Below are 22,066 nucleotides of genomic sequence, written 5' to 3'. Positions count from 1 at the left end.
TCGGGACGGTCAGACGACCGGGGAGCGGCGGTCGAAGACCGTGGCGGTCGAGCGGTCCAGCCGCTCCTCCAGCCGCTCCAGGGGCGTGAGCTCGGGGCGCTTGGGCAGGTAGCCCTCGCCGGTGTGCCCGCCGCGCAGGCGCTTGCGCACGTAGGGCATGACGTGGTCGCGCACCCAGGCGAGGTCCTCCGCCTGCCGGGTCCGCCAGCTCGCCCGCTCGGTCACCGGCCACGGGGTGCGCCAGTCCGACGGGACGGGCTCGCCCAGGACCTCCAGCGCGCGCAGCGAGACGCGCTCGTGCGCCTCGGGGGTGAGGTGCAGGCGGTCGCTGGCCCAGGCGCGGGGGTCGGCCAGCACGTTCATGCCCCACAGGTCGACCACGCGGCAGCCGTGCCGGTCGGCGCTGGCCCGCAGGTTCTCGTTGAAGGTCGCCACCCGGCCGCGCAGCCGGCGCAGCAGCAGGTGCATTCGGCGCAGGTCGAAGCCGGTGAAGATCAGCACGTCCGCCCCGGTCGCCACGAGCCGGGCGAGGGCGGCGTCGAAGCGCACCGCGAGGTCGTCGGGGTCGCACTGCAGGCCGATGATGTCGTTGCCGCCCGCGCAGAAGGAGACGAGGTCGGGGCGCATCGCCTCGGCGACGGGCACCTGATCGGCGACGACCTGGTCGAGGAGCTTGCCGCGAACGGCGAGGTTGGCGTAGGTGAACCCGGGGCGCCCGGCGGCGAGCCGCTCCGCCAGCCGGTCGGCCCATCCGCGCGGCGACCCGTCGTCCCGGAGATCGTCCAGGCCTTCCGTGAAGCTGTCGCCGACGGCGACGAAGCTGTTCCACCGGTTCACGGCACCCAGCTCCCTTCGCATTCGTTCTCCTCGTGTTCAGAGCGGGGACACCGCCCTGCACGGACAGGATCACCCAAGTGTCACAGGATCCGCCAGCACGACGTGATCTCAATACCGGGATAGGGCACCCTTGCCTCTCGTGAGCACACCCGAGGGCCCCGCGGGCCGCCCCGACGGCGGCACCGGGAGCGACATCCACGGCGCGGCCGGACCCGGGAGCGGGCGCGCCCGGCGCGGCGAGGGCGCCGAGTCGTTGCGCGCGATCCTCGGCGGCCGCGGCGGGGCGATCGACGCCTCGGTGCCGGTCGTCGCGTTCGTGCTGGTGTGGCTGCTGGCCGGGGCGCTGGGCTGGTGGTCGCCGGTGGGCATCGCGGCGGGCGCGGCGATCCTGGCCGGGGTCGTCGTCGCGGTCGTGCGCCTGGTCCGGGGGACCCGCCCGCGGGCGGTGCTGTTCGGGCTGCTCGGCGTGGCCGTCGCCGCGATCGTGGCGCTGTACACCGGCCGGGCGGAGGACTTCTTCCTCGTCCAGATCCTCGGCAACGTCGCCAGTGCGCTCGCCTGGGCGGTGTCGATCGTGGTGCGCTGGCCGCTGCTGGGCCTGGTCGTGGGCACCGCCCTCGGGCAGAAGACGCGCTGGCGGCGCGACCCGGACCTGCTGCGCGGCTACCAGCGGGCGAGCTGGGTGTGGGTGGCGCAGTACGTCGTGCGGGTGGCGGTGTTCGTCCCGCTGTACCGGGCCGAGTGGGTGTTCGCGCTGGGTGCGGCACGGATCGCGGTCAGCCCGGCGCTGGTCGCGCTGAGCGTGGTCCTGTCCTGGCCGGCCCTGCGCTCGGCGCTGCCGCCGGACCACCCGGGGATCCGGCACCCCCGGGTGCCGGGCCGGGATCGGGGAGGCCCTACGGTGGAGGGTCCCGCCACGGACGGGTGACAACCCTCACTCATGGTGATCGTCTGGTGCGTTTCCATGATCGCGCACGTTCACCTGGGGTGAGGTAGGACCCGGCAGCCCTCGCGTGATGTGAAACGGAGTCATGGCCCAGCAGCACCCCCGCCCGCAGTCACCCCGGTACCCGCAGGCCGAGGCCGGCCCCCACAGCCGGCCCGTCCCGCACCAGCCCGGCCCCCCCGACCTCCCGCGCACCGGGGCCGCCCAGCGGCCGGGTGCCGGGCGTCCCGACGACCGCCGGCCCGGTCACCCCGGACCACAGCGCCGGTCCGGGTCGGGTGACGCCACCGGGTCCGCGGGCTCGCGGGGGTCCTCCCCGACGCGTCGCGTGGGGCCGCCGTCGTCCGGCCTGCCCACGCAGGTCACGACGGCGACGGGCCCGAACCCGGCGACCCCGCGCCCGAGGACGCCCTCCGGCGGCGTGCCGACCACGGCGCCGGGCGCGACGACGGCGACGGGCACGGCAACGGGCACGGCGCCGGGCACGGCGACGGGCACGGCGGCCACGACCGCGACCGTCGAGGAGAAGAAGCCGGACCTCACGGTCAACAAGATCATCGCGGGTGCGGGCGCGGCCGCCACCACGGCCGTGTTCGGGTCCTTCTTCGGTGCCACGGGCACCGTCGCGGGGGCGGCCCTCGGCTCGGTCGTGACGACCGTCGGCACCACCCTCTACCAGCGCTCGCTCGACCGCACCAAGGAGACGGTGCTGGCGCGGGTGAAGATCCCCGCCCGCAAGGACGCCGTCGTGGTCGCGGAGCCGGTGGACCCGCTGGCCACGATCCCGCTGCAGCGGCGCGCCGACGAGGGCGGGGGCCCCACGATGCTCCAGCCGGCGCTCGGCGACGGGCCGGCGGAGCAGGTCCGGCCCTGGTACACGCGCAAGCGCCTGCTGCTGGCGGCGGCCTCGACCGTGGCCGCGTTCGTGGTCGGCATGGTGGTGATCACCGGCGTCGAGTGGGTCAAGGGGTCGCCGATCTCGGGCGGCACCTCGGGGACCTCGGTCAGCCGGGTCGTCTCCGGGAGCCCGATCACCCCGGAGAAGGACACCGACCAGGGTGGCAGCACGGACACCACGGAGACCACCACGCCGACGACCACCCCGGAGCCGTCGGAGGAGCGGAGCGGCTCCACCGAGCGGACCGGCACCGAGGAGCCGACCGGCAGCCCCACCGCCACCACGACCCCGCGGACCGGGACGCCGACCCGGACCACCGCGCCGGACGCGGGCGACAGCGGCGCCCAGCGGGGCGGCGTCGACGGCCTGGTGAACGGCGGCAGCGGCAACAGCGACCCCGGTAGCAGCGGCGGCGGCCGGAACAGCGAGAACTGAGCAGGACCGCAGTGACGGCCCCGACCGGCGACGCCGGTCGGGGCCGTTCTCGTCAGGGCAGCCGCACCCGGAGGGCCCGGGCCGCGGCCTCCGGGTCCTCCGCCTCGGTGATCGCGCGGACGACCACGATCCGGTCGGCCCCGGCGGCGAGGACCTCGTCGAGGTTCCCGCCGTCGATCCCGCCGATCGCGAACCACGGCCGGGCCGGCGCCCGCCCGGCCACCGTGCGGACCAGGTCCAGCCCGGGCGCCGGCCGGCCGGGCTTGGTCGGGGTGGGCCAGCAGGGCCCCACGCAGAAGTAGTCCACGCCCGGCTCGTCCGCGGCACGCAGGGTCTCCTCCGCGCTGTGCGACGAGCGCCCGACGACGATCTCCTCGCCCGCCACCCGGCGGGCCCACTCCACGGGCAGGTCGTCCTGGCCCAGGTGCAGCACGTCGGCGCCCGCGGCCAGGGCGACGTCCGCCCGGTCGTTGACCGCGAGGAGCCTGTCGTGCTTCGCGCAGGCCTCGGCCAGCTCCTCGAGCGCCGCCAGCTCCTGCTTGGCCTCCAGCGGCTCGCCGCCCTTGTCCCGGAGCTGGATGACGTCGACGCCCCCGGCGAGCGCGGCGTCGGCGAACTCGGCCAGGTCCCCGCGGTCGCGGCGGGAGCCGGTGCAGAGGTAGAGCCGGGCGTCGGCGAGCCGGGTCAGCAGCGTCTCGCGGTCGAGTCGGGGCACGGTGGGGGAGCGTAGGCTGGGCGGCCGGGAACGAGAGCTGTGGGTGCAGGGCACGGGAGTCCGCGGTCGAGCGGGCTGAGAGGGGACTGGCCGGTCCCGACCGTCGAACCTGATCCGGGTCATGCCGGCGCAGGGAGGAAGCAAGGTGAAGGATCTCGTCGTCGTCGGTGGCGGCGTCATCGGGCTGAGCTGTGCGTGGCGCGCGGCGCAGGCGGGCCTGCGGGTGACCCTGCGCGATCCCGCCCCGGGCACCGGCTCGTCGTGGGTGGCCGGCGGCATGCTCGCGCCGGTCACGGAGGCCTGGCCCGGCGAGGAGGGCCTGCTCGCGCTGGGACTGGAGTCGCTGGAGCTGTGGCCGGCCTTCGCGGAGGAGCTCTCCGCGGCCGCCGGGCAGTCGGCGGGCCTGCACCCGGAGGGCACGGTCGTCGCCGCGACCGGGTCCGGGGACCGGGCCGAGCTCGACGCCCTCGCGCAGCACCTGGCCCGGCTGGGCCGGCCCGTCGAGCGGCTGAACGGACGGGAGCTGCGCCGGCTGGAGCCCGCGCTGGGCCCGGACGTCCGCGGCGGGCTGTCGGTGCCGGGCGACCTGTCCGTGGACAACCGGGCGCTGCTCGCGGCCCTGCGCGCCGCCGCCGAGAAGGCCGGGGTGGTGGTCGAGGAGCGGGCCTGGGAGCCGGGGGAGGCCGCCCCGGGGACCCTGCTGATCTGCGCGGGTGCCCACTCGGCGGCGCTGCACCCGGGGCTCGCCGGCCTGGTCCGGCCCGTCAAGGGCGAGATCCTGCGGCTGACCCACCGGCGCGGGGCCTTCCCGGTGCCCACGAGGACCGTCCGCGCGCTGGTCGACGGCCGCCCGGTCTACCTGGTCCCGCGCCCGGCGGGCCTGGTCGTCGGGGCCACCCAGAGCGAGCACGGCTTCGACACCGAGCCCACCGTCGGCGGCGTCCGCGACCTGCTGCGGGACGCCGAGCGCATCCTGCCCGGCATCGCCGAGTACGCGCTGTCCGAGGCCGCGGCGGGGCTGCGCCCGGGCAGCCCGGACAACGTGCCGGTGATCGGCCGGCTGGACGGGCGCACGCTCGTCGCCACCGGGCACAGCCGCAACGGGATCCTGCTGGCCCCGCTCACCGCCCGGCTCGTCGTCGGGCTGCTGGCGGGCCGGCCGGTGCCGGCGGAGGTCGACCCCGCGCGCTTCGGAAGGACGGGAACGTGAAGGTGGAGATCAACGGGGCCGGGCACGACCTCGTCGACGAGGCCACGGTCGCCGACGCGCTGGCCGCGATCGACGCCCCGGAGAAGGGGATCGCCGTGGCGGTCGACGGTCAGGTCGTGCGGCGGGCCGACTGGGCGTCGACCCGGCTGGCGGCGGGCGCCGCGGTCGAGGTGCTGACGGCGGTGCAGGGAGGATGACGATGGACGACACCCTCGTCGTGGGCGGCCGCAAGATCGGCTCACGGCTCATCACCGGAACCGGCGGGGCCGCGAACCTGGAGGTCCTGGAGCGGGCGCTGGTCGCCTCCGGGACCACGCTGACCACGGTGGCGATGCGCCGGATCGACGCGCAGACCGGCACCGGGGTGCTGGACCTGCTGCGCCGGCTCGGCATCGAGGTCCTGCCGAACACCGCGGGCTGCCGCACCGCCGCCGAGGCCGTGCTCACCGCCCGGCTCGCCCGGGAGGCCCTGGAGACCGACCTCGTCAAGCTCGAGGTCGTCGCCGACGAGCGGACCCTGCTGCCGGACCCGATCGAGCTGCTCGACGCCGCCGAGCAGCTGGTCGACGACGGGTTCACCGTGCTGCCCTACACCAACGACGACCCGGTGCTGGCCCGCAAGCTCGAGCAGGTCGGCTGCGCGGCCGTGATGCCGCTGGGCTCGCCGATCGGGACCGGGCTGGGCATCCGCAACCCGCACAACATCGAGATGATCGTGGCCCGGGCCGGGGTGCCGGTCGTGCTCGACGCCGGGATCGGCACCGCCTCCGAGGCCGCGCAGGCCATGGAGCTGGGCTGCGACGCCGTCCTGCTCGCCACCGCGGTGACCCGGGCGGCCGACCCGGAGCGGATGGCGCACGCGATGCGCCTGGCGGTGGAGGCCGGGTACGCCGCCCGGCACGCCGGCCGGATCCCGCGGCGGTACTGGGCGCAGGCGTCGTCGCCGGAGATCGCCTGAGAGGAGCGTGCCGAACGAACCGGCGGCACGGGCCAGGGCTCGACCGACACGGCTGCCGCCCCGTTCGGCGGACTCCGGTCGCGGTCGTGGCAGGGTGAGGCGGTGCCGCTGTTCTCCTTCGAGGGCCTCGCCCCGACCGTCCACCCGACCACCTTCGTCGCCCCGACCGCCACGCTCGTGGGCGACGTGCGGGTCGAGGAGGGCGCCTCGATCTGGTACAACGCCGTGCTCCGCGCCGACTTCGGCCCGATCGTGGTCCGCGCCGGGGCCAACGTGCAGGACGGCTGCGTGCTGCACGGCGGCGACGACCCCGTCACCGAGATCGGCGCGGGCGCCACGATCGGCCACCTGTGCGTGGTGCACGGCAGCGTGATCGGCGCCGAGTGCGTGATCGGCAACGGCGCCACGATCCAGGACGGCGCGCGCATCGGCGCGCGCTCGCTGATCGGGGCCGGCTCCACGGTGCCGCCGAACAAGGTGATCCCGGAGGGCACCCTCGTGCTCGGTCCGGCGGCCGCCACGAGGGGCGGGCTGACGCCGGAGGCCGAGCGCTGGGTGCGCACCAATCCGGAGATCTACCGGGAGCTCGCGCAGCGGCACGCCAAGACCGTCACCCCCGTCGTCCCCTGACGCCGTGGCCGGGCTCGGGAGGGCACGGCGGGGCCCGGCGGTGGCCGGGCTCCTGGTGGCGGTGGCCGTCCTGACCGGCTGTGGCGGCGGTGCTCCCGCGCCGGATCCACCGCCCGGGACCCCGACCGCGTCCCCGGCCGGGTCGACGCCACCCGCGACGAGGGTGCCGGCCTCCGCGACCGGCGTGACCGTCTGGTTCGTCGGGTCGACCCCGGCCGGCGACCGGCTGTACCGGGAGCGCCGGGCGATGACCGAGGGCGGTCCGGACGGCGCGGTCCCGGACCCGGCGGGCGTCGCCGTCCGGGAGCTGCTCGCAGGACGGCCGGAGGACCCCGACCACCGCTCGGACTGGCCGCCCGGGGTGGCCCTGCGCAGCCCGGTGACGCACGCCGGCGGGGTGTTCACGGTGGACCTCGCGACGCCCGGGCCGCTGCCGGGGCCCGCGGGGCTGGCACTGCAGCAGCTCGTCCAGACGGTGCAGAGCACCACCGGGATCGGGGACCCGGTGCGCGTGCTGGTCGACGGCCGGCCTGCGGCGACGCTGCTCGGGGTGGACGTGTCGGAGCCCCTGGCCGCGGACGACCCCTTCCGGGTCCGCGCCCTCGTCCAGCTCGACGACCCGGTGGAGGGCGCCGTCGTCGGGTCGCCGGTGGTGGTGTCCGGCGAAGCGGCGGTGTTCGAGGCGACCCTGCTGTGGGAGGTCCGGGACCCGGCCGGCCGGCCCGTGCGGTCCGGTTTCGCGACCACCGCCGAGGGCCAGACCTTCGCGCCGTACCGGTTCGAGGTGCCGCTCGACCCCGGCACCTACGACCTGGTGGTGTCCGAGGACGACCCCAGCGGCGGGGAGGGCAGGGGGCCGATGACCGACTCGGCGCGGATCACCGTCCGTTGACCGGCCTCGACCCCGGTTCGCGCAGCCCCCGCAGGCCCAGCGACCGCAGCTCCGCCTCGGCCAGCGCCGCGACGGCCGCGGGGTCGCCCGTGCGCCAGGCCCCGGCCGGGTCCGGGGTGATCCGCAGCAGGGTCCGCAGGGGCCGATGGGTGAGCGCGCGCAGGGCCAGGACGTCCGGGCCCGCCTCGCGGGCCCCGGCCGCCGCCGTGGCCCGTCGGGCGTAGCGGATCCGCAGCGGCAGCCACACCGCCAGCACCGGCAGCAGCCCCAGCACCGCGACCAGCACGCCGGCGCCGGTCGCCACGGCGGCCACCGTGTCGATCTGCTGCTGACCGGCCGCGACGAGCGACGACCCGGCGTCCGCCCCCGGGGCGAACGCCCCGGCCAGCCGGTCCCCGACGAACGGGACCTCCCCGGCGCCGCGGGCCGCGCCGTCGAACGCGCCGCGGATCGACTCGCCCGCCTGCACCAGCGTCCGGCCCGGGCCCTGCAGGCGGAGCAGCAGGTCGTGCGCGGCGACGCCCAGGGAGATCCACACGACCGCCCAGGCCACCGCCACGACGTCGGCCAGCACCTGACCGGCCACCCGCTCCGGCCGCTCCGCATACACGCGCATGGGAGGGTCCTACCGGCCTCCGGTGCGCCGCGCGACCCGGCACCGCGCCGCCGCCCGGCGACCGGACCCGCGATGGTCAGAGCAGGCCGAGCTTGGTCGCCGCGTACACCGCCTCGGCGCGGCGGGAGACCATCAGCTTCCGCATGAGGTTGCCGACGTGGAACTTGACCGTCGTCTCCGAGATGAACAGCTCGGCCCCGATGGCCCGGTTGGACAGGCCGCGGGCGAGCAGCCGCAGCACGTCGAGCTCGCGCTCGGTGAGCCGCTCCCGGTCCGGGACCCCGCCGGAGAGCGAGCGCACCATGGCGGAGGCGCTGCGGGCGTCGAAGGCGCTCTCGCCGCGGGAGACGGCGCGGATGGCGCGGACCAGCTCGGTCGTGTCGACGTCCTTCACCACGTACCCGCGGGCGCCCGCCTGCACGGACTCGACGACGAGCCGGTCCTCGGCGAAGGTCGTGAGCACCAGCACGCCGATCCCCGGGTGGGCGGCGCAGAGCCTTCGGCAGACCTCGAGCCCGTCCGTCTGCGGGCCGGAGGAGAGCTTGAGGTCGAGCAGCACGACGTGCGGACGGGTCGCGGCGACGGCGGCGATCGCGTCGGCCGGGGTGCCGGCCTCCCCGACCACCCGCAGGTCCTCCTCGCGCTCCAGCACGGCGCGCAGCCCCTGGCGCATGATCGAGTGGTCGTCGACCAGCACGATCCGCACGGGCATCGGGCGGGCCCGCGGCATCGGGCGCGGGGGCCGGCCCCCGGGCGGTGCGGTGGTGCGAACGGCGCTCATGACGCCACCCCTCTCTCGTGGACCCCGTCCTGCGCCGCCTGCCGCGTGCCCTCCCCGCGCCCGGCGCGGGCGGCGGCGCCGGACCCGCACACCGGCACGTCGACCTGGACCTGCAGCCCGCCCATGCGGGCCCGGCGGAACGTGACGGACCCGCCCATCTCCACGGCCCGGGTCTGCATGTTGACCAGGCCGCGGTGCTCCCCGGAGGGGGAGAGCGCCGAGGTCCGCAGGCTGCGCCGGATCTCCTCCGGCCGGCCCGTGCCGTCGTCGGACACCGTGAGCCGCACGGCGCCGGGCCGGTAGGCCAGCCGGATCGACGCGCGGGAGGCGTCGGCGTGCATCGCGGTGTTGAACAACGCCTCGCCGGCGATCCGGAACAGCGACTGCTCCTGCTCGGCGGGCAGGCGCACCGGCTCGCCGCCGATCCGGACGTCGATGCGCAGCTCCTCGGGCATGTGCACGGTGGCGAGCTGGCGGAGCATCGCCGGGAGGTCCTGGTCGGCGCTCTCGTGCTGGTTCAGCGCGTAGATCGCCGAGCGCAGCTGCTCCACGGCGCGCCGGGTGAGGTCCTTGGCCGTGTCCAGGTGCTCCCGCAGCCGCGGGTCCTCGACCTCGCCGCGGACCAGCTCGATGTGCATGCCGGCGGAGAGCGCGTACTGGGTGACGCTGTCGTGGAGCTCGCGGGCGATCCGGTGCCGCTCGTTGTCCAGGACCTCGCGCTGCCGGGCGGCGCCGAGCTGCTCCTGGGTGCGCTGCAGCTCCGCGTTGCGCGTCCGCAGGTCCTCCGCCTGCCGGGCGGTGCGCGCGTAGAGCTTCTCCGAACGCTCCAGCAGCGCGCAGTTCTGCAGCGCCGAGGCCGTCTGCCCGGCCAGGATGCGCATGACCGAGTGGTCGGTGTCGTCGATCTCCCGGTCCCGCGGGGTCCACGCCACGAACCCGCCGACCGTGCGCCCGTCGAGCCGGACCGGGACGTGCAGGTGCGTGCGGGCGGTGTCCCGGTCGTGGCCGGCGCCCTCGTCACCGGTGTCGTCGCCGCGCCGGACCTTCTCGACGTGGCCCCGGACGGTGGCGGGCACCAGCGCCAGGTTCGTCCACTCCACGCCGTCGGGCCCCAGCACGAGGTGGCGCGGGCTGGCGTCCTTCAGCCGGCCGTCGACGAGCGCGAAGGCGACCCAGTCCGCGGACAGGTGGTCGGCCGCGGCGTCGACCACGGCCCGCACCAGCGCCTCGGAGCCCTCCATCGTGCGGACCAGCGCGGCGGAGATCCGCTCCAGCGCGAGGATCACCCGGCGCAGCCGCACGGCCGAGACCCGGTACTCCGGGTAGAACGACGGCTTGCCGGACCGCAGCCCGGTCAGCGCGTCCAGGTCGGGGCCCGGCCAGGAGCGGCCCGCGGGCGCGGGCGGCTCGGCCCGCCGCGGCGGCCAGGGGCCGGAGGAGGGCACGCCCGTCACCGTGGCTCCCTCACAGGGCGGCCCGGAACAGCGACTCGACCTCGTCGACCGAGGCGGGGCGGGGGTTGGTGGTCAGGCAGGCGTCGCCGAGGGTCAGCACGGCGAGCCGCGGGACGTCCGCCTCGGTCACGCCCAGCGCGCCGAGCCCGCTCGGCACGCCCACCTCGTCGCCCAGCTTGCGGATCTCCGCGGCGACCATCTCGACGGCCTCGTCGCCCGGCACGCCGTGCCCGGCCAGGCCCATGGCCTGGGCGACCGGCACGAACCGCTCGGGGGTGGCCGCGCCGTTGAACCGCACGACGTGCGGCAGCAGCACCCCGTTGATCACCCCGTGCGGCAGGTCGAGCATGCCGCCGACCTGGTGGCTCATCGCGTGCGTGGCACCCAGGATCGCGTTGGTGAAGGCCAGCCCGGCCTCCAGCGCGGCCTGGGCCATCGCCTGCCGGGCCCGCTGGTCCTCCGGCCGCAGCATGGTGTGCGCCAGGTTCGCGTTGACCAGCGAGACGGCCTGCAGCGCGTGGTGGTCGGTCAGCGGACCGTGGGCGAGCGAGACGAACGCCTCGATGCCGTGGGTCAGCGCGTCGAGCCCGGTCGCGGCGTTGAGCCACTCGGGCATGGTCACGAGCAGCCGCGGGTCGATCACCGAGACGTCCGGGACCAGCGCCCGACCCATGATCGTGATCTTGGTGTGCCGCTCGGTGTCGGTGACGATGCAGAACTGCGAGACGTCCGCGCCGGTGCCCGAGGTCGACGGCATCATGATCAGCGGCGGGATCGGGTTGGCGATCCGGTCGATGCCCTCGTAGTCCAGGATCCGCCCGCCGTTGCTCGCCAGCAGGGCCACGCCCTTGGCCGCGTCGATCACCGAGCCGCCGCCCAGGCCCATCACCACGTCGCAGCCCGACGCCACGTAGTCGTGGTAGCCCTGCTCGACCTCGTGGTCCTTCGGGTTGGGCGTGACGTCCGTCCACAGCCGCGGGGCGAGCCCCGTCGCGCGCAGGTGCGCGAGCAGCTCGGCGGGCCAGCCCGCCTCGAACACGCCCGGGTCGGTCACCACGAACGGGCGCCGCGCCCCGAGCCTGACGGCGGCGTACGCGGCCTCGCGCAGCGAGTCCGGCCCGAACACGATCTCGGGGGCGTGGAACTTCGACAGCCGCGCGTTCGCGGCGCCCGCGGCGGGCGCGCCGCAGCCGCCGCCCCGGTGGACCCTCAGGTCCGGCTCCCGCTCGACGTTCCCCGGCACCTCGTCGACCAGCACCGTCTCGCCCGCCCGCCGGCAGGCGTCGACGGTCCCGGCGGGTCCGCCGGTCCCCGGGGTCCTGTCGTCGAGAGCCACACTGCCCTCCCACACCTCGTCCGAGCGCACACGACGAAGTCCGGGTGCGCGCGGCATCCGGAACGTGTGAGCCACGCTACTCCGCCCGGAGCGCCCGCGGTGCTCCGTGACCGGGCCGGCGGAGGCCGGGGCGGCTGTGTGCGGCACCGGCATCAGCTGCGCCGGGAACGGGGCCGGGACATGCGGGACCTCCTCGTCTGCACCACCGGACGGTAGTCGGCGGGCGGGCGAGGGGGACCGGTCCGACGGAGGGTGTGGACCTGTCCCGTCGGACAGGTGCGCTCAGCCGTGACTGTGGATGGGCCCCTCCCGCTCGGCGAGCCGGGTCCCGGCGCCGCCCCAGTGCTGGGCGATCATCTCCGCGGCGATCGAGACGGCGGTCTCCTCCGGCGTGCGTGCCCCGAGGTCCAGGCCGATCGGGCTGGACATCCGGGCGATCTCCGCGTCCGTCAGGCCGCGCTCCTTGAGCCGCTCGATCCGGTCCGTGTGGGTGCGCCGCGAGCCCATCGCGCCGATGTAGGCGACCTCGGGCAGCCGCAGCGCGACCTCGAGCAGCGGCACGTCGAACTTCGGGTCGTGGGTGAGCACCGTGAGCACGGTGCGCCCGTCGATCCGGCCCTCCTCGGCCTCCTTGGCCAGGTACCGGTGCGGCCACTCGACCACGACCTCGTTGGCGCCGGGGAAGCGGCTGGCCGTGGCGAACACCGGGCGGGCGTCGCACACCGTGACCCGGTAGCCGAGGAAGTTGCCCATCTTCGCGACGGCGGCGGCGAAGTCGATCGCGCCGAACACGATCATGCGGGGCGGCGGGGCGAACGACTCGACGAAGACCATCAGGCCCTCGCCGCGGCGCTGGCCGTCGACGCCGTAGGTGAGGGTGGCGTTGCGCCCCGAGGCGAGCAGGCCGCGCGCGTCGTCGCCGACCGCGGCGTCGAGCCGCTCGGAGCCGGTGCCGCCCTCGACCCGGTCCTCCCACACGACCAGCCGGCGGCCCAGCCGCTCGGCGGGCCCGGAGACGACGGTCGCGACGGCCACCGGGGTCTCGTCGCGGATGGCCTCGGCGATCCGGCCGAACTCGGGGTAGGTCTCGGGGGAGACCTCCTCGACGTAGACGTCGAGGATCCCGCCGCAGGTCAGGCCCACGGCGAACGCGTCGTCGTCGGAGACGCCGTAGCGCTGCAGGACGGGCCGGTGCTCGGCGAGGACCTCCGAGCCGAGCTCGTAGACCGCGCCCTCGACGCACCCGCCGGAGACGCTGCCGACGGCCTCACCGCCGGGACCCACCAGCATCGACGCACCCGGCTGGCGCGGGGCGGAGCGGAAGGTCGCGACCACCGTGGCGAGCGCCGCCCGCTCGCCGTTCTTCCACCAGCCCTCGAGCTGGTCGACCACGTCACGCATGCGGCACCTCCACGCCCGGGCGCGCGGGCCCGGTGGCCGCGCCGCCCCTCTCAAGCATCCCTCATCACCCCGAGCAGGCGCTCCAGGGTCTCCAGGCTGTGCCCGGCGAGCAGTTGGTCCAAGTGCGGCAGCACCGCGACTATTCCGCCCTGGACGGGGGCGTAGCCCTCCTTGCCGGCGTGCGGGTTGACCCAGACCACCTTGTGCGCGAGCCGGGAGAGCCGCTGGACCTGGCGGCCGAGCAGGTCGGGCGCGCCGCGCTCCCAGCCGTCGGAGAAGACGACGACGACCGCGCGCCGGGCCGCGCCGCGCTGCCCCCAGCGGTCGACGAAGGCCTGGACGGCCTCGCCGAGACGGGTGCCGCCGGACCAGTCCGGGATCGCCCGCGAGGCCTCCCGCAGCGCGCGTTCGGGGTCGCGCTGGCGCAGCTCCCGGGTGACCCGGGTGAGCCGGGTGCCGAGGGTGAAGACCTCCGTGCTGCGCGGCGAGCGCCGCACGACGACGTGGGCGAACCGCAGCAGCGCGTCGGCGTAGGGCTCCATCGACCCGGAGACGTCGATCAGCAGGACGACCTTGCGCGGGCGCCGCTTGGGGGCGCGCCGGTACAGCGTGCCGATCTCGCCCTCGTTGCGCAGCGCCGCCCGCAGCGTCCGACGCGGATCCGGGGTGCCGTGCCGGGAGGCGCCGCGCCGCCGGGAGGCGCGGGTGGGCGGCTCGGGCCGCAGCAGGGCCAGCAGCCGGCGCAGGTGCTCGCGCTCCAGTGGGCTGAGCTCGCCGAGGTCCCGGGTGCGCAGGATCTCGGCCCCGGTCGCCGTGGCCCGGATGATCGGGGCGTCCTCGTCGTCGGCGTCCTCGCCGGACTCGTCCCCGCGGTCGCGCGCGGGCATGAGCGAGCGCAACGTGGGCGGGGGCGGCGGCCGGTCGCCCGGCGCCGGCGGCCGCGGTCCCTGGGCCGGGTCGAACCAGGCGGCGAAGGCGGCGTCGTAGCGGCGGATGTCGTCCGGGTCACTGCACAGCGTGAGCCGGCCGGCCCAGTAGGTCTGGGTCCGGTCGGTGACGTCCAGGACGTCGAGCGCCTCGGTGAAGGCGGCCACCCGGTCGGTGGTCATCGGCACGCCGGCCGCGCGGAGGGCGGCCGTGAAGCCGACGAGCCCGGGGAACGGGTCGGCCGCCGTGGCCCGTCCGGTGTCGGGGACCGCGCTGGGGTACTGCACGTCCGCCCGTCCGTCAGGAGGCGAGCAGCGAGTCGAGCCGGTTGCGCACCCGGTCGGCGTCCTCGCGGTACTTCAGCACGGCGCCCAGCGTGCGGGCGGCGCTGTCGACGTCGAGGTTGCGGGCGCCGACGAGCTGCAGCGCACGGGCCCAGTCCAGCGACTCGGCGACGCCCGGCGGCTTGATCAGGTCCGCCGTGCGCAGCTTCTGCGCCGCGGTGGCCACCTGCTGCGCCAGCCGCTCCGGCACGCCGGGCAGCCGGCTGCGCAGGATCTCGATCTCGCGGGCGACGTCCGGGTGGTCCAGCCAGAGGTAGAGGCAGCGCCGTTTGAGGGCGTCGTGCACCTCGCGGGTGCGGTTGGAGGTGAGCACGACGACCGGTGGCACGACGGCCCGGACCTCGCCGACCTCCGGGATGGTCACCGCGTGCTCGGAGAGCACCTCGAGCAGGAAGGCCTCGAACTCGTCGTCCGCGCGGTCGATCTCGTCGACCAGCAGCACGGACGGGGTGGTCCGCAGGGCGCGCAGGATCGGGCGGGCGAGCAGGAAGCGGTCCTCGTAGAGGGAGGCCTCCACGGCGTCGGCGTCGAGCGTGGCGCCGTCGACGGAGGCCGCGGCCTCCAGGGCCCGCAGGTGCAGCAGCTGGCGGGGGAAGTCCCAGTCGTAGAGGGCCTGGGCGGCGTCGATCCCGTCGTGGCACTGCAGCCGGATCAGCTCGGCGCCGAGCACCTGGGCGAGGGCCTGCGCGAGGGCGGTCTTGCCGGTGCCGGGCTCGCCCTCGCAGAACAGCGGCCGGCGCATCTCGAGCGCGAGGTACGCGGCGGTCGCGAGGCCGTCGTCGGCGAGGTAGCCGGTCGTCCGCAGGGCGTCGGCGAGGTCGGCGGGAGAGGCGGGTCGGCCGCCCCGGTGGGCGTCTGTCACCCCTCAAGAATGGACCACGCGCGGCGCGGCAGCACTGTGAGGCTCCTCGAACATGCTCACTCCACGTGCAGGGACCGACCACGCTTCGTGGTCAAAAGCTTGTGAGCGAAACAACAACAGTTTCGGATCGGTGACATTCGATCAGTCGTGATGTTTCCGTGATATTTTCGCCCTGACCAGCGGTTACACGGTTATCGGGCCAATCACGGTTGCGTTACCGTGAGCGAGGTCACCGTTGATCGGTTTGACGGAAACCGGCGTTCGAAACGTAGCGTTCTCGGTCGGCCGCTCCGGACGGGGCGGTTCGAAATGCCATCCGGATCCGTCGCGCCAGGCCCCTGTCCCGCGGTTTCCGGTCCGTCGAGAGAAGGGAAGGGGACAGGGCGGGAAGTATTTCCGGAACGAAAAGGTTCGCGTTCGTGAATGACACGGATGTGGGCCGGCGATTCTCCCCAGGTCGCCCGTTCGCGGATCCCGGTGGCCGGAGGCCCCACTCCGGTCCGGCGCGATACATGGAGCTCCACGATGAAGCTGACCGGTCGATCCCTCCTGCGCCTCGCCGTTGCTGGTGCCGTCGCCGTCGGTGCGCCGGTGGCCGTGGCGGGCAACGCGAGCGCCGCCGACAACTCCGTCTGGGACCGCGTCGCCCAGTGCGAGAGCGGCGGCAACTGGAGCACGAACACGGGCAACGGCTACTACGGTGGCCTGCAGTTCAGCCAGTCCACCTGGCAGGCGTTCGGTGGCTCGGGCAGCGCGGCCAACGCGAGCAAGGCCCAGCAGATCGCGGTGGCCGAGAAGGTCCTCGCCGCGCAGGGCTGGAACGCCTGGCCCGTGTGCTCGAAGAAGGCCGGCGCCACCGGCCAGCCCGCCAAGGTCCGCGCCTCGGCGCCCGCCGAGTCGACTCAGACTCAGTCGGCGNAAGTCGGCCCCGGCCAAGTCGGCCCCGGCCAAGTCGGCCCCGGTGAAGTCGGCTCCGGCCGCCAACGGGAACTACGTCGTCAAGGCCGGCGACACCCTGAGCGAGATCGCCGCCGCGCACGGCAAGAACTGGCACGACCTGGCCAAGGCCAACGGCCTGGCCAACCCGGACGTGCTGTCGATCGGCGAGAACCTGACCGTCTGATCCGGTCGCCTCGGGCCGAGTGGGTCGCTCAGGTCGAGTTGACCCACTCGTCCGTGCCGTCGGTGAAGGCCTGGTGCTTCCACACCGGGAGCAGCCGCTTGACCTCCTCGACGAGCTCGGAGCACGTCGCGAACGCCTCCTGGCGGTGATCCGCCGAGACGGCGCAGGCCAGCGCGACGTCGCCGATCGCGAGCCTCCCGACCCGGTGGCTGACGGCGATCGCGCGCACGCCTCGTGCCCGGCCTGCGACGTCCCGCGCCACCTCGGCCACGACGGTCGCGGCGGTCGGATGGGCGCTGTACTCCAGCCCGCTCACCGACCGCCCGCCGTCGTGGTCGCGCACCACGCCGGCGAAGGTCACCACGGCGCCGGCCGCGGCGTCGTCGACGAGGCGGGCGTGCTCGTCGACGTCGAGCGCGCCCTCGGTCACGGTGGCGCGCAACACCTTCACGTCGGGCGTCGATCCCCTGGACCCGGTGATCGGCTCCATCAGTGGTCACCTCCGCGGAGTTGGTCGACCGCATGGTCGAGGACGCCGTCCAGCACGGCCAGGCCGTCCCGGACCCCGCCGGTCGATCCCGGCAGGTTGACCACGAGGGTCCGACCGGCCACCCCGGCCAGTCCGCGCGACAGCACGGCGGTCGGGACCTTCGGGGCGCCGTACGCGCGGATCGCGTCCGCGAGGCCCGGCACCTCGTAGTCCAGCACGGAGCGGGTCACCTCCGGGGTCGCGTCGGTGGGCGAGATCCCGGTACCGCCGGTCGTGATCACCACGTCCGTACCGGCGGCCACGGCCTCCCGGAGTGCGGCGCCCACGGGCTCCCCGTCGGGCACCACGGTCGGGTCGTCGGTGACGAAGCCTCTGTCCCGCAACCACTCCGCGATGATCGGCCCACCCTTGTCGGCGTACACCCCCTGGGCGGCGCGGTTCGATGCCGTGATCACCCGGGCACGGCGGGCGGGTTGGCTCGCACGCTCGCTCACAGGCGGTCCTCCGGCCGGGTCCAGGTCCCGGTCTTGCCGCCCTCCTTGCGCTCGACGCGTACGGCGTCGAGCACGGCGGCGGGGTCCACGGCCTTGACCATGTCGTGCAGGGCGAGGCCCGCGACGGCGACGGCGGTCAGGGCCTCCATCTCCACCCCGGTGCGGTCGGTGGTGCGCACGGTGGCCCGGATCCGCACCTCGGTCTCGCCGGGCTCGAGGTCCAGCGTCACCCCGGTCAGCGCGATCGGGTGGCAGAGCGGCACGAGGTCCGGGGTGCGCTTGGCGCCCATGATCCCGGCGATCCGGGCCGTGGCCAGTGCGTCGCCCTTCGGCAGGCCGTCCCGGCGCAGCAGGTCCACCACCTCGGCGGTGGTCCGCAGCACGCCGGTCGCGACCGCGGTGCGCGCGCTCGGCTGCTTCTCCGAGACGTCGACCATCCGGGCCGCGCCGGCGGCGTCGACATGGGTCAGCTCCACGCCTGAACCCTACGTCCGGCGTGACGACGGTCGCCGCGGGGGCCTCGGAGAAGTGTGATCTCAATCACAGCGACACAACCAAGACGTTCCGAATCCGATCCGTGTCCGCGCCGTTATACGTACTTCTGACCAGGCAAAAACGGGGCCTACCACAGTTCCCTCGGATACTGAAGTTGATCATCGGACACGGAAGCGCTCCCGCTTTCGTGATCCGCCGGTCGGACGTACGGTCCGACCCGGCTCAGGCGGACTCCCCCATTGCCGCCCGGCCCCGGAACCGCAGCGCTCCCTGTCCGGCGGTGACGGCCCCCGAAGCACGAGCGGGACAGGGACGGAACAGTCGGCGGCCCCCCACCGCCGTCGCCCGCACCCCCGGGCGACATTCCGCAGGCGCCGCGACGGAGACGTGTCATGGCCCGTTACCGCGGCAAGCACCGCAAGCCGTCCACCGCCGGTCGCACGATCGCCCGCACCGCCCTCGCCGGTGCCGTCGCCGGTGCCCCCCTGGTCGTTCTCGCACCGTCGGCGAACGCGGCCACGGCCTCGGCCTGGGACCGTGTCGCCCAGTGCGAGAGCGGCGGCAACTGGAGCATCAACACCGGCAACGGCTTCTCCGGCGGCCTCCAGTTCACCGCGCAGACCTGGCGGGGCTTCGGCGGCACGCAGTACGCCCCGGCCGCCCACCAGGCCACCCGCGCCCAGCAGATCGCGGTCGCCGAGAAGGTGCTCGCGAAGCAGGGCTGGGGCGCCTGGCCCGTCTGCTCGCGCAAGGCGGGGGTGACCGGCGAGTCCGCCACGCCGAACAGCGCTCCGGCCGCCCCGGTGCAGCAGGTCCGGCTGAGCGCCCCGGCGGCGCCGTCGACGGGCACCTACACCGTCCAGGCGGGCGACACGCTGGGCAAGATCGCCCAGGCGCACGGGATGGCGAACTGGAAGGACCTGCTCGCCAAGAACCCCGCGCTGGTCTCGAACCCCAACCTGATCCTGCCGGGCAGCGTGCTCCAGGTCTGAGTCCTTCTCTCGCAGGCCTGGGCCGCGCCCGGACACCCGCCCACCCCGTCACCGCACCGGTGGCGGGGTGGTCGCGTGTCGGGAGGCCCGGGCTTCAGGAGTCGGCGCGGGCGCGGGCGAGCTGCTCGGGGGTGTCGACGTCGTCCGGACGGGCGACGTCGCCGCACTCGACCAGGACGAGGTCCGGATGCCCCTTCAGATAGGCCCGCGCTCCGGCGTCGCCGCGGGCCCCGGCCGCCACGGCGGCCCAGTGCTCGCGGCCGAGCAGCACGGGATGGGCGGGGTGCCCGTCGTAGGCCGCCCGGGCGAGCGCCCCGGGGGCGGCGAGGGCGGCGAGGCGGGCCACCGCGGCCGGCGTGACGCCCGGCAGGTCCACCAGGTGCACCACGACGGCTTCCGGGACCGGATCGGCCGCCGCCACCGCGGCGAGCCCGGCGCGCAGCGAGGAGCCCATGCCCTCCGCCCAGTCCGGCGCGAGGACGACCTCCGTGCCGGGCGGCACCAGCGGGCGCACACGCTCCGCCTCGGCGCCGAGGACGACGGTCGACGGGGCGCAGCCGCCCGCGGCCAGGACCCGCAGGGCCCGGCGGACGAGCGGCTCGCCCGCCAGCTCGACGAGGGCCTTCGGCCCGCCCATCCGCCGGCCGGCGCCGGCGGCGAGCAGCAGGCCCCCGGCGGGCACTACTTGTTGATCTCGGTGACGGGGTGCTCGTACGGGACCGTGTCGAGGGGGAACTCGACGTCGCCGAAGGGGGACATGTTGCCCTGCACCGGCCCGAGGAGCTCGGTCAGCGGGTGCTCGCCGTCCGGCAGGTCCGGCCAGTTCGGGTCGATGCGTCCGGCCTTCATCGGCTTCGCCACGGCTCTCCTCCACGGTGTCTCGTGCGCGTGCGACCCCAGTATCCCCGATCGGACGGCCGGGCGTGCCACCCGTCCCGGCGACTACCGTGGAGGGCGATGACCGCCCCCCTGGTCGACTGGCTGCGTGCCCAGGACGACGAGACCCTGGCCGCGCTCCTGCGGCTCCGGCCGGACCTGGCCGTGCCGCCGCCCGCCGACGTCACCGTGCTGGCGACCCGCGCCGGGATCCGGGCGTCGGTGCACCGCGCGAGCGACGACCTCGACACCGTGGCCCTCGCCGTGCTCGAGGCGCTCGTCGTGGCCGACGCCGACCACGTGGCCGTCGAGCGGGCCGAGATCGCCCGCCTGCTCGGGCCGGACGTCACCGCCGGGGCCCTCGACGCCGGGCTCGCGGCCCTGCGCGCCCGGGCGCTCGCCTGGGGGTCGGACGAGGGCCTGCGGGTGGTGCCGGCCGCGCGGGACGTCGTCCCCGCCTACCCGGGCAACCTGGGACGCCGCGCCGGTGGGCCCGCCGCGTCGAGCGAGCTGCCGGCGCTGCTCGCCGGGCTGCCGCCCGAGGAACGACGGGTGCTCGACGCGCTGGTCGCCGGCCCACCCCTCGGCCGCAGCCGGTCCGCGGCGGAGCCGGACACCCCGGTCGGGCGCCTGCTCGCCAAGGGCCTGCTGATCCGGCTCGACACCGAGACGGTCGAGCTGCCGCAGCAGGTCGGCGTCGCGCTGCGCGGCGAGCGGCCGATGGGCCGGATCGACGCCACCCCGCCCGCGTTGGCGACCCGCGAGCGGCCCGTGAGCCAGGTCGACGGCACCGCGGGCGGCGCCGCGATGGAGCTGCTGCGCCGGGTGGAGCGGCTGATCGAGCTGTGGGGCACCGCCCCGCCCACCGTGCTGCGCTCCGGCGGGCTGGGTGTGCGGGACCTGCGCCGGACCGCTCGCGAGCTGGAGACGGACGAGGCGGGCGCCGCGCTGGTCGTCGAGGTCGCGCTGGCCGCGGACCTGCTCGGGCAGAGCGACTCGCCCAACCCGGACTGGCTGCCCACCACCGCCGCCGACGCCTGGCTGGGCGCCGGCGTCGAGCAGCGCTGGGTCGCGCTGGCGCGGGCGTGGCTGGAGCTGCCCCGGCTGCCCGGGCTCGTGGGGCGCCGGGACGACGCGGACCGCCCGATCAACGCGCTGTCGGAGACGCTGCGCCGGCCGGTCGCGCCGCGGGACCGCCGACGGGTGCTGAGCGCCCTGGCAGACCTGCCGCCGGGCACCGCCGTCACCACCCCGGAGGCGTTGGGGGACCTGCTCGCCTGGCGCGCACCGCGGCGGGGCGGCCGGCTCCGGGACGAGATCGTCCGCTGGACGCTGGAGGAGGGCACGCTCCTCGGCGTCGTCGCCCTCGACGCGCTCGCCGCGCCGGGACGCGCCCTGCTGGCCGCGACACCCGGGGACAACGGGCCCGTCGTCGCCGCGCTGCGGGCCGTGCTGCCCGAGCCGGTCGAGACCGTGCTCCTGCAGGCCGACCTCACCGCCGTCGCACCCGGGCCGCTCGTCACGTCCCTGGCGCGCGAGCTGCAGCTGATGGCGGACGTCGAGTCCGCGGGCGGGGCCACGGTGTACCGCTTCTCCGAGGCCAGCGTGCGGCGCGCCCTCGACGCGGGGCGCTCGCCCGCGGACCTGAAGGACCTGCTGGAGGCCCGGTCGTCGACGCCCGTCCCGCAGGCCCTGACCTACCTGATCGAGGACGTCGGGCGGCGGCACGGCCGGCTGCGCGGCGGGGTCGCCTCGGCCTTCCTGCGCTCGGACGACGAGGTGCTGCTCTCCGAGGTCCTCGCGCACCCCGAGACCACCTCGCTGGAGCTGCGGCGGATCGCGCCGACGGTCGCGGTGAGCCCGGTGGCGCTCGCGGAGCTGCTCGACGGGCTGCGCGCCGCCGGGTTCAGCCCGGCCGCCGAGGACGCCACCGGTGGGGTGCTGGACCTCGGGCCGCGCGGCGCCCGCACGGACCCGCGCCGACCGCGGAGCCGGACGGTGCTCGCCGATCCCTCCGAGGAGCGGCTCGACGCGGTCGTGGCGAAGATGCGGGCGGGAGACGCGCTCGCCGCCGCCCGGCGCGGGGCCGGGAACGCGATGCCCGCCAACGGGTCCAGCCACACCCTGGCCACGCTGCAGGAGGCGGCGCGGGCGCGGCGCCAGGTGTGGATCGGGTACGTCGACGGCCACGGTGTGCAGGGCGAGCGGGTGCTCGCCCCGCTCACCGTCGGCGGCGGGATCGTCGAGGGGCGCGACGCGGTCGACGGGGAGGTCTACCGGCTGCCGCTGCACCGCATCACGCGGATCGCCCTCATCGAGAGCTGACGGCAGCCCTCACCGCGGGCCGACCGGGC

At 75.8% G+C, this 22,066-nt stretch carries 22 protein-coding genes and 2 pseudogenes; 11 read left to right on the top strand and 13 right to left on the bottom strand.

Annotated elements, in window-relative coordinates:
• Positions 1-9 precede the first annotated feature (9 nt).
• Entirely contained in the window at positions 10-858 is an 849-nt protein-coding gene (locus tag ACFQH9_RS21205; protein ID WP_379568131.1) for an SGNH/GDSL hydrolase family protein, read from the bottom strand.
• A gap of 118 nt (positions 859-976) precedes the next feature.
• On the opposite strand from ACFQH9_RS21205, the gene ACFQH9_RS21200 reads away from it, so the two are divergent.
• Both ACFQH9_RS21200 and ACFQH9_RS21195 read left to right on the top strand, forming a co-directional pair.
• Positions 977-1,765 carry a DUF3159 domain-containing protein gene (locus ACFQH9_RS21200; protein WP_379568129.1) on the top strand — a complete coding sequence of 263 codons (789 nt, stop codon included), beginning with the start codon at positions 977-979 and terminating at the stop codon, positions 1,763-1,765.
• A gap of 439 nt (positions 1,766-2,204) precedes the next feature.
• Positions 2,205-3,116, top strand: coding sequence for a hypothetical protein (locus ACFQH9_RS21195; protein WP_379568127.1), 912 nt, complete (start codon positions 2,205-2,207; stop codon positions 3,114-3,116).
• Positions 3,117-3,168: 52 nt separating this feature from the next.
• On the opposite strand, the gene thiE is transcribed toward ACFQH9_RS21195, so the two are convergent.
• Positions 3,169-3,831: a thiamine phosphate synthase gene (thiE, locus tag ACFQH9_RS21190; RefSeq protein WP_379568125.1), complete on the bottom strand. Its 663-nt coding sequence runs from the start codon at positions 3,829-3,831 to the stop codon at positions 3,169-3,171.
• Between the two features lie 121 nt (positions 3,832-3,952).
• On the opposite strand from thiE, the gene thiO reads away from it, so the two are divergent.
• From thiO to ACFQH9_RS21165, 5 genes are all read left to right on the top strand, one after another.
• Complete coding sequence (gene thiO / locus ACFQH9_RS21185; protein WP_465269537.1) at positions 3,953-5,041, top strand: glycine oxidase ThiO; 1,089 nt, start codon at positions 3,953-3,955, stop codon at positions 5,039-5,041.
• On the top strand, positions 5,038-5,238 hold the full coding sequence (gene thiS / locus ACFQH9_RS21180; RefSeq protein ID WP_379568121.1) for a sulfur carrier protein ThiS: 201 nt from the start codon (positions 5,038-5,040) through the stop codon (positions 5,236-5,238). Before thiO ends, thiS begins: the two co-directional genes overlap by 4 nt.
• A gap of 2 nt (positions 5,239-5,240) precedes the next feature.
• Positions 5,241-5,999 carry a thiazole synthase gene (thiG, locus tag ACFQH9_RS21175; protein ID WP_379568119.1) on the top strand — a complete coding sequence of 253 codons (759 nt, stop codon included), beginning with the start codon at positions 5,241-5,243 and terminating at the stop codon, positions 5,997-5,999.
• Between the two features lie 102 nt (positions 6,000-6,101).
• Positions 6,102-6,629, top strand: a complete 528-nt coding sequence (locus tag ACFQH9_RS21170; protein ID WP_379568117.1) for a gamma carbonic anhydrase family protein — start codon at positions 6,102-6,104, stop codon at positions 6,627-6,629.
• 184 nt (positions 6,630-6,813) lie between these two features.
• A complete protein-coding gene (locus tag ACFQH9_RS21165; RefSeq protein ID WP_379568115.1) occupies positions 6,814-7,521 on the top strand; it encodes a Gmad2 immunoglobulin-like domain-containing protein in 708 nt (235 codons plus the stop codon).
• Here the strand turns inward: ACFQH9_RS21165 and ACFQH9_RS21160 are convergent.
• The 7 genes from ACFQH9_RS21160 to ACFQH9_RS21130 all read right to left on the bottom strand — a co-directional run bounded on the left by ACFQH9_RS21160 (position 7,508) and on the right by ACFQH9_RS21130 (position 15,242).
• The gene (locus tag ACFQH9_RS21160) at positions 7,508-8,137 is read right to left on the bottom strand and encodes a hypothetical protein (protein ID WP_379568113.1); all 630 of its coding nucleotides are present in this window, start codon (positions 8,135-8,137) and stop codon (positions 7,508-7,510) included. The two genes, ACFQH9_RS21165 and ACFQH9_RS21160, sit on opposite strands and share 14 nt — an antisense overlap.
• A 76-nt stretch (positions 8,138-8,213) precedes the next feature.
• Entirely contained in the window at positions 8,214-8,867 is a 654-nt protein-coding gene (locus tag ACFQH9_RS21155) for a MadR family response regulator transcription factor (protein ID WP_379568146.1), read from the bottom strand.
• 47 nt (positions 8,868-8,914) lie between these two features.
• On the bottom strand, positions 8,915-10,372 hold the full coding sequence (locus tag ACFQH9_RS21150; RefSeq protein ID WP_379568111.1) for a MadS family sensor histidine kinase: 1,458 nt from the start codon (positions 10,370-10,372) through the stop codon (positions 8,915-8,917).
• A gap of 10 nt (positions 10,373-10,382) precedes the next feature.
• Positions 10,383-11,708 carry an iron-containing alcohol dehydrogenase gene (locus ACFQH9_RS21145; RefSeq protein ID WP_379568109.1) on the bottom strand — a complete coding sequence of 442 codons (1,326 nt, stop codon included), beginning with the start codon at positions 11,706-11,708 and terminating at the stop codon, positions 10,383-10,385.
• Between the two features lie 282 nt (positions 11,709-11,990).
• On the bottom strand, positions 11,991-13,109 hold the full coding sequence (locus ACFQH9_RS21140) for an XdhC family protein (RefSeq protein ID WP_379568107.1): 1,119 nt from the start codon (positions 13,107-13,109) through the stop codon (positions 11,991-11,993).
• A gap of 50 nt (positions 13,110-13,159) precedes the next feature.
• Complete coding sequence (locus tag ACFQH9_RS21135; protein WP_379568105.1) at positions 13,160-14,323, bottom strand: vWA domain-containing protein; 1,164 nt, start codon at positions 14,321-14,323, stop codon at positions 13,160-13,162.
• A gap of 13 nt (positions 14,324-14,336) precedes the next feature.
• Entirely contained in the window at positions 14,337-15,242 is a 906-nt protein-coding gene (locus tag ACFQH9_RS21130) for an AAA family ATPase (RefSeq protein ID WP_379568103.1), read from the bottom strand.
• A 423-nt stretch (positions 15,243-15,665) separates the two neighbouring features.
• Between ACFQH9_RS21130 and ACFQH9_RS21125 the strand changes: the two are divergent.
• Positions 15,666-16,019: pseudogene (locus ACFQH9_RS21125) on the top strand (transglycosylase family protein); the annotation flags it as partial.
• A gap of 184 nt (positions 16,020-16,203) precedes the next feature.
• The gene (locus tag ACFQH9_RS21120) at positions 16,204-16,365 is read left to right on the top strand and encodes a LysM peptidoglycan-binding domain-containing protein (RefSeq protein WP_379568101.1); all 162 of its coding nucleotides are present in this window, start codon (positions 16,204-16,206) and stop codon (positions 16,363-16,365) included.
• A gap of 28 nt (positions 16,366-16,393) precedes the next feature.
• Here ACFQH9_RS21120 and ACFQH9_RS21115 read toward each other — a convergent pair.
• Both ACFQH9_RS21115 and moaC read right to left on the bottom strand, forming a co-directional pair.
• Positions 16,394-17,310 (bottom strand): annotated as a pseudogene (locus tag ACFQH9_RS21115) (molybdenum cofactor biosynthesis protein MoaE).
• A gap of 35 nt (positions 17,311-17,345) precedes the next feature.
• Positions 17,346-17,825, bottom strand: coding sequence for a cyclic pyranopterin monophosphate synthase MoaC (gene moaC / locus ACFQH9_RS21110; protein WP_379568099.1), 480 nt, complete (start codon positions 17,823-17,825; stop codon positions 17,346-17,348).
• Positions 17,826-18,236: 411 nt separating this feature from the next.
• Between moaC and ACFQH9_RS21105 the strand changes: the two genes are divergently transcribed.
• Entirely contained in the window at positions 18,237-18,836 is a 600-nt protein-coding gene (locus tag ACFQH9_RS21105) for a LysM peptidoglycan-binding domain-containing protein (RefSeq protein ID WP_379568097.1), read from the top strand.
• Between the two features lie 94 nt (positions 18,837-18,930).
• Here the strand turns inward: ACFQH9_RS21105 and ACFQH9_RS21100 are convergent, their stop codons facing one another.
• Positions 18,931-19,518, bottom strand: coding sequence for a nucleotidyltransferase family protein (locus ACFQH9_RS21100; protein WP_379568095.1), 588 nt, complete (start codon positions 19,516-19,518; stop codon positions 18,931-18,933).
• Complete coding sequence (locus ACFQH9_RS21095) at positions 19,518-19,697, bottom strand: hypothetical protein (protein WP_379568093.1); 180 nt, start codon at positions 19,695-19,697, stop codon at positions 19,518-19,520. The genes ACFQH9_RS21100 and ACFQH9_RS21095 overlap by 1 nt, the downstream gene beginning before the upstream one ends.
• Before the next feature lie 96 nt (positions 19,698-19,793).
• Here ACFQH9_RS21095 and ACFQH9_RS21090 point away from each other — a divergent pair, with 96 nt between their 5' ends.
• Entirely contained in the window at positions 19,794-22,037 is a 2,244-nt protein-coding gene (locus ACFQH9_RS21090; RefSeq protein WP_379568091.1) for a helicase-associated domain-containing protein, read from the top strand.
• Positions 22,038-22,066 lie beyond the last annotated feature (29 nt).

Origin of the sequence: Pseudonocardia lutea, from assembly GCF_042658055.1 — a bacterium.
In the GTDB taxonomy this organism is placed as follows: Bacteria; Actinomycetota; Actinomycetes; order Mycobacteriales; family Pseudonocardiaceae; genus Pseudonocardia; species Pseudonocardia lutea.
Note: the sequence above shows the minus strand (reverse complement) of the source record. Positions and strands in the feature narration are given on the sequence as shown.

Bases quoted from the DNA above. Each gene is read 5' to 3' on its own strand.
- ACFQH9_RS21140 (WP_379568107.1), bottom strand. From the start codon at position 13,109: ATGCGTGACGTGGTCGACCAGCTCGAGGGCTGGTGGAAGAACGGCGAG.
- ACFQH9_RS21105 (WP_379568097.1), top strand. From the start codon at position 18,237: ATGGCCCGTTACCGCGGCAAGCACCGCAAGCCGTCCACCGCCGGTCGC.
- ACFQH9_RS21090 (WP_379568091.1), top strand. From the start codon at position 19,794: ATGACCGCCCCCCTGGTCGACTGGCTGCGTGCCCAGGACGACGAGACC.
- ACFQH9_RS21155 (WP_379568146.1), bottom strand. From the start codon at position 8,867: ATGCCGCGGGCCCGCCCGATGCCCGTGCGGATCGTGCTGGTCGACGAC.
- ACFQH9_RS21160 (WP_379568113.1), bottom strand. From the start codon at position 8,137: ATGCGCGTGTATGCGGAGCGGCCGGAGCGGGTGGCCGGTCAGGTGCTG.
- thiO (WP_465269537.1), top strand. From the start codon at position 3,953: ATGCCGGCGCAGGGAGGAAGCAAGGTGAAGGATCTCGTCGTCGTCGGT.
- ACFQH9_RS21205 (WP_379568131.1), bottom strand. From the start codon at position 858: ATGCGAAGGGAGCTGGGTGCCGTGAACCGGTGGAACAGCTTCGTCGCC.
- thiG (WP_379568119.1), top strand. From the start codon at position 5,241: ATGGACGACACCCTCGTCGTGGGCGGCCGCAAGATCGGCTCACGGCTC.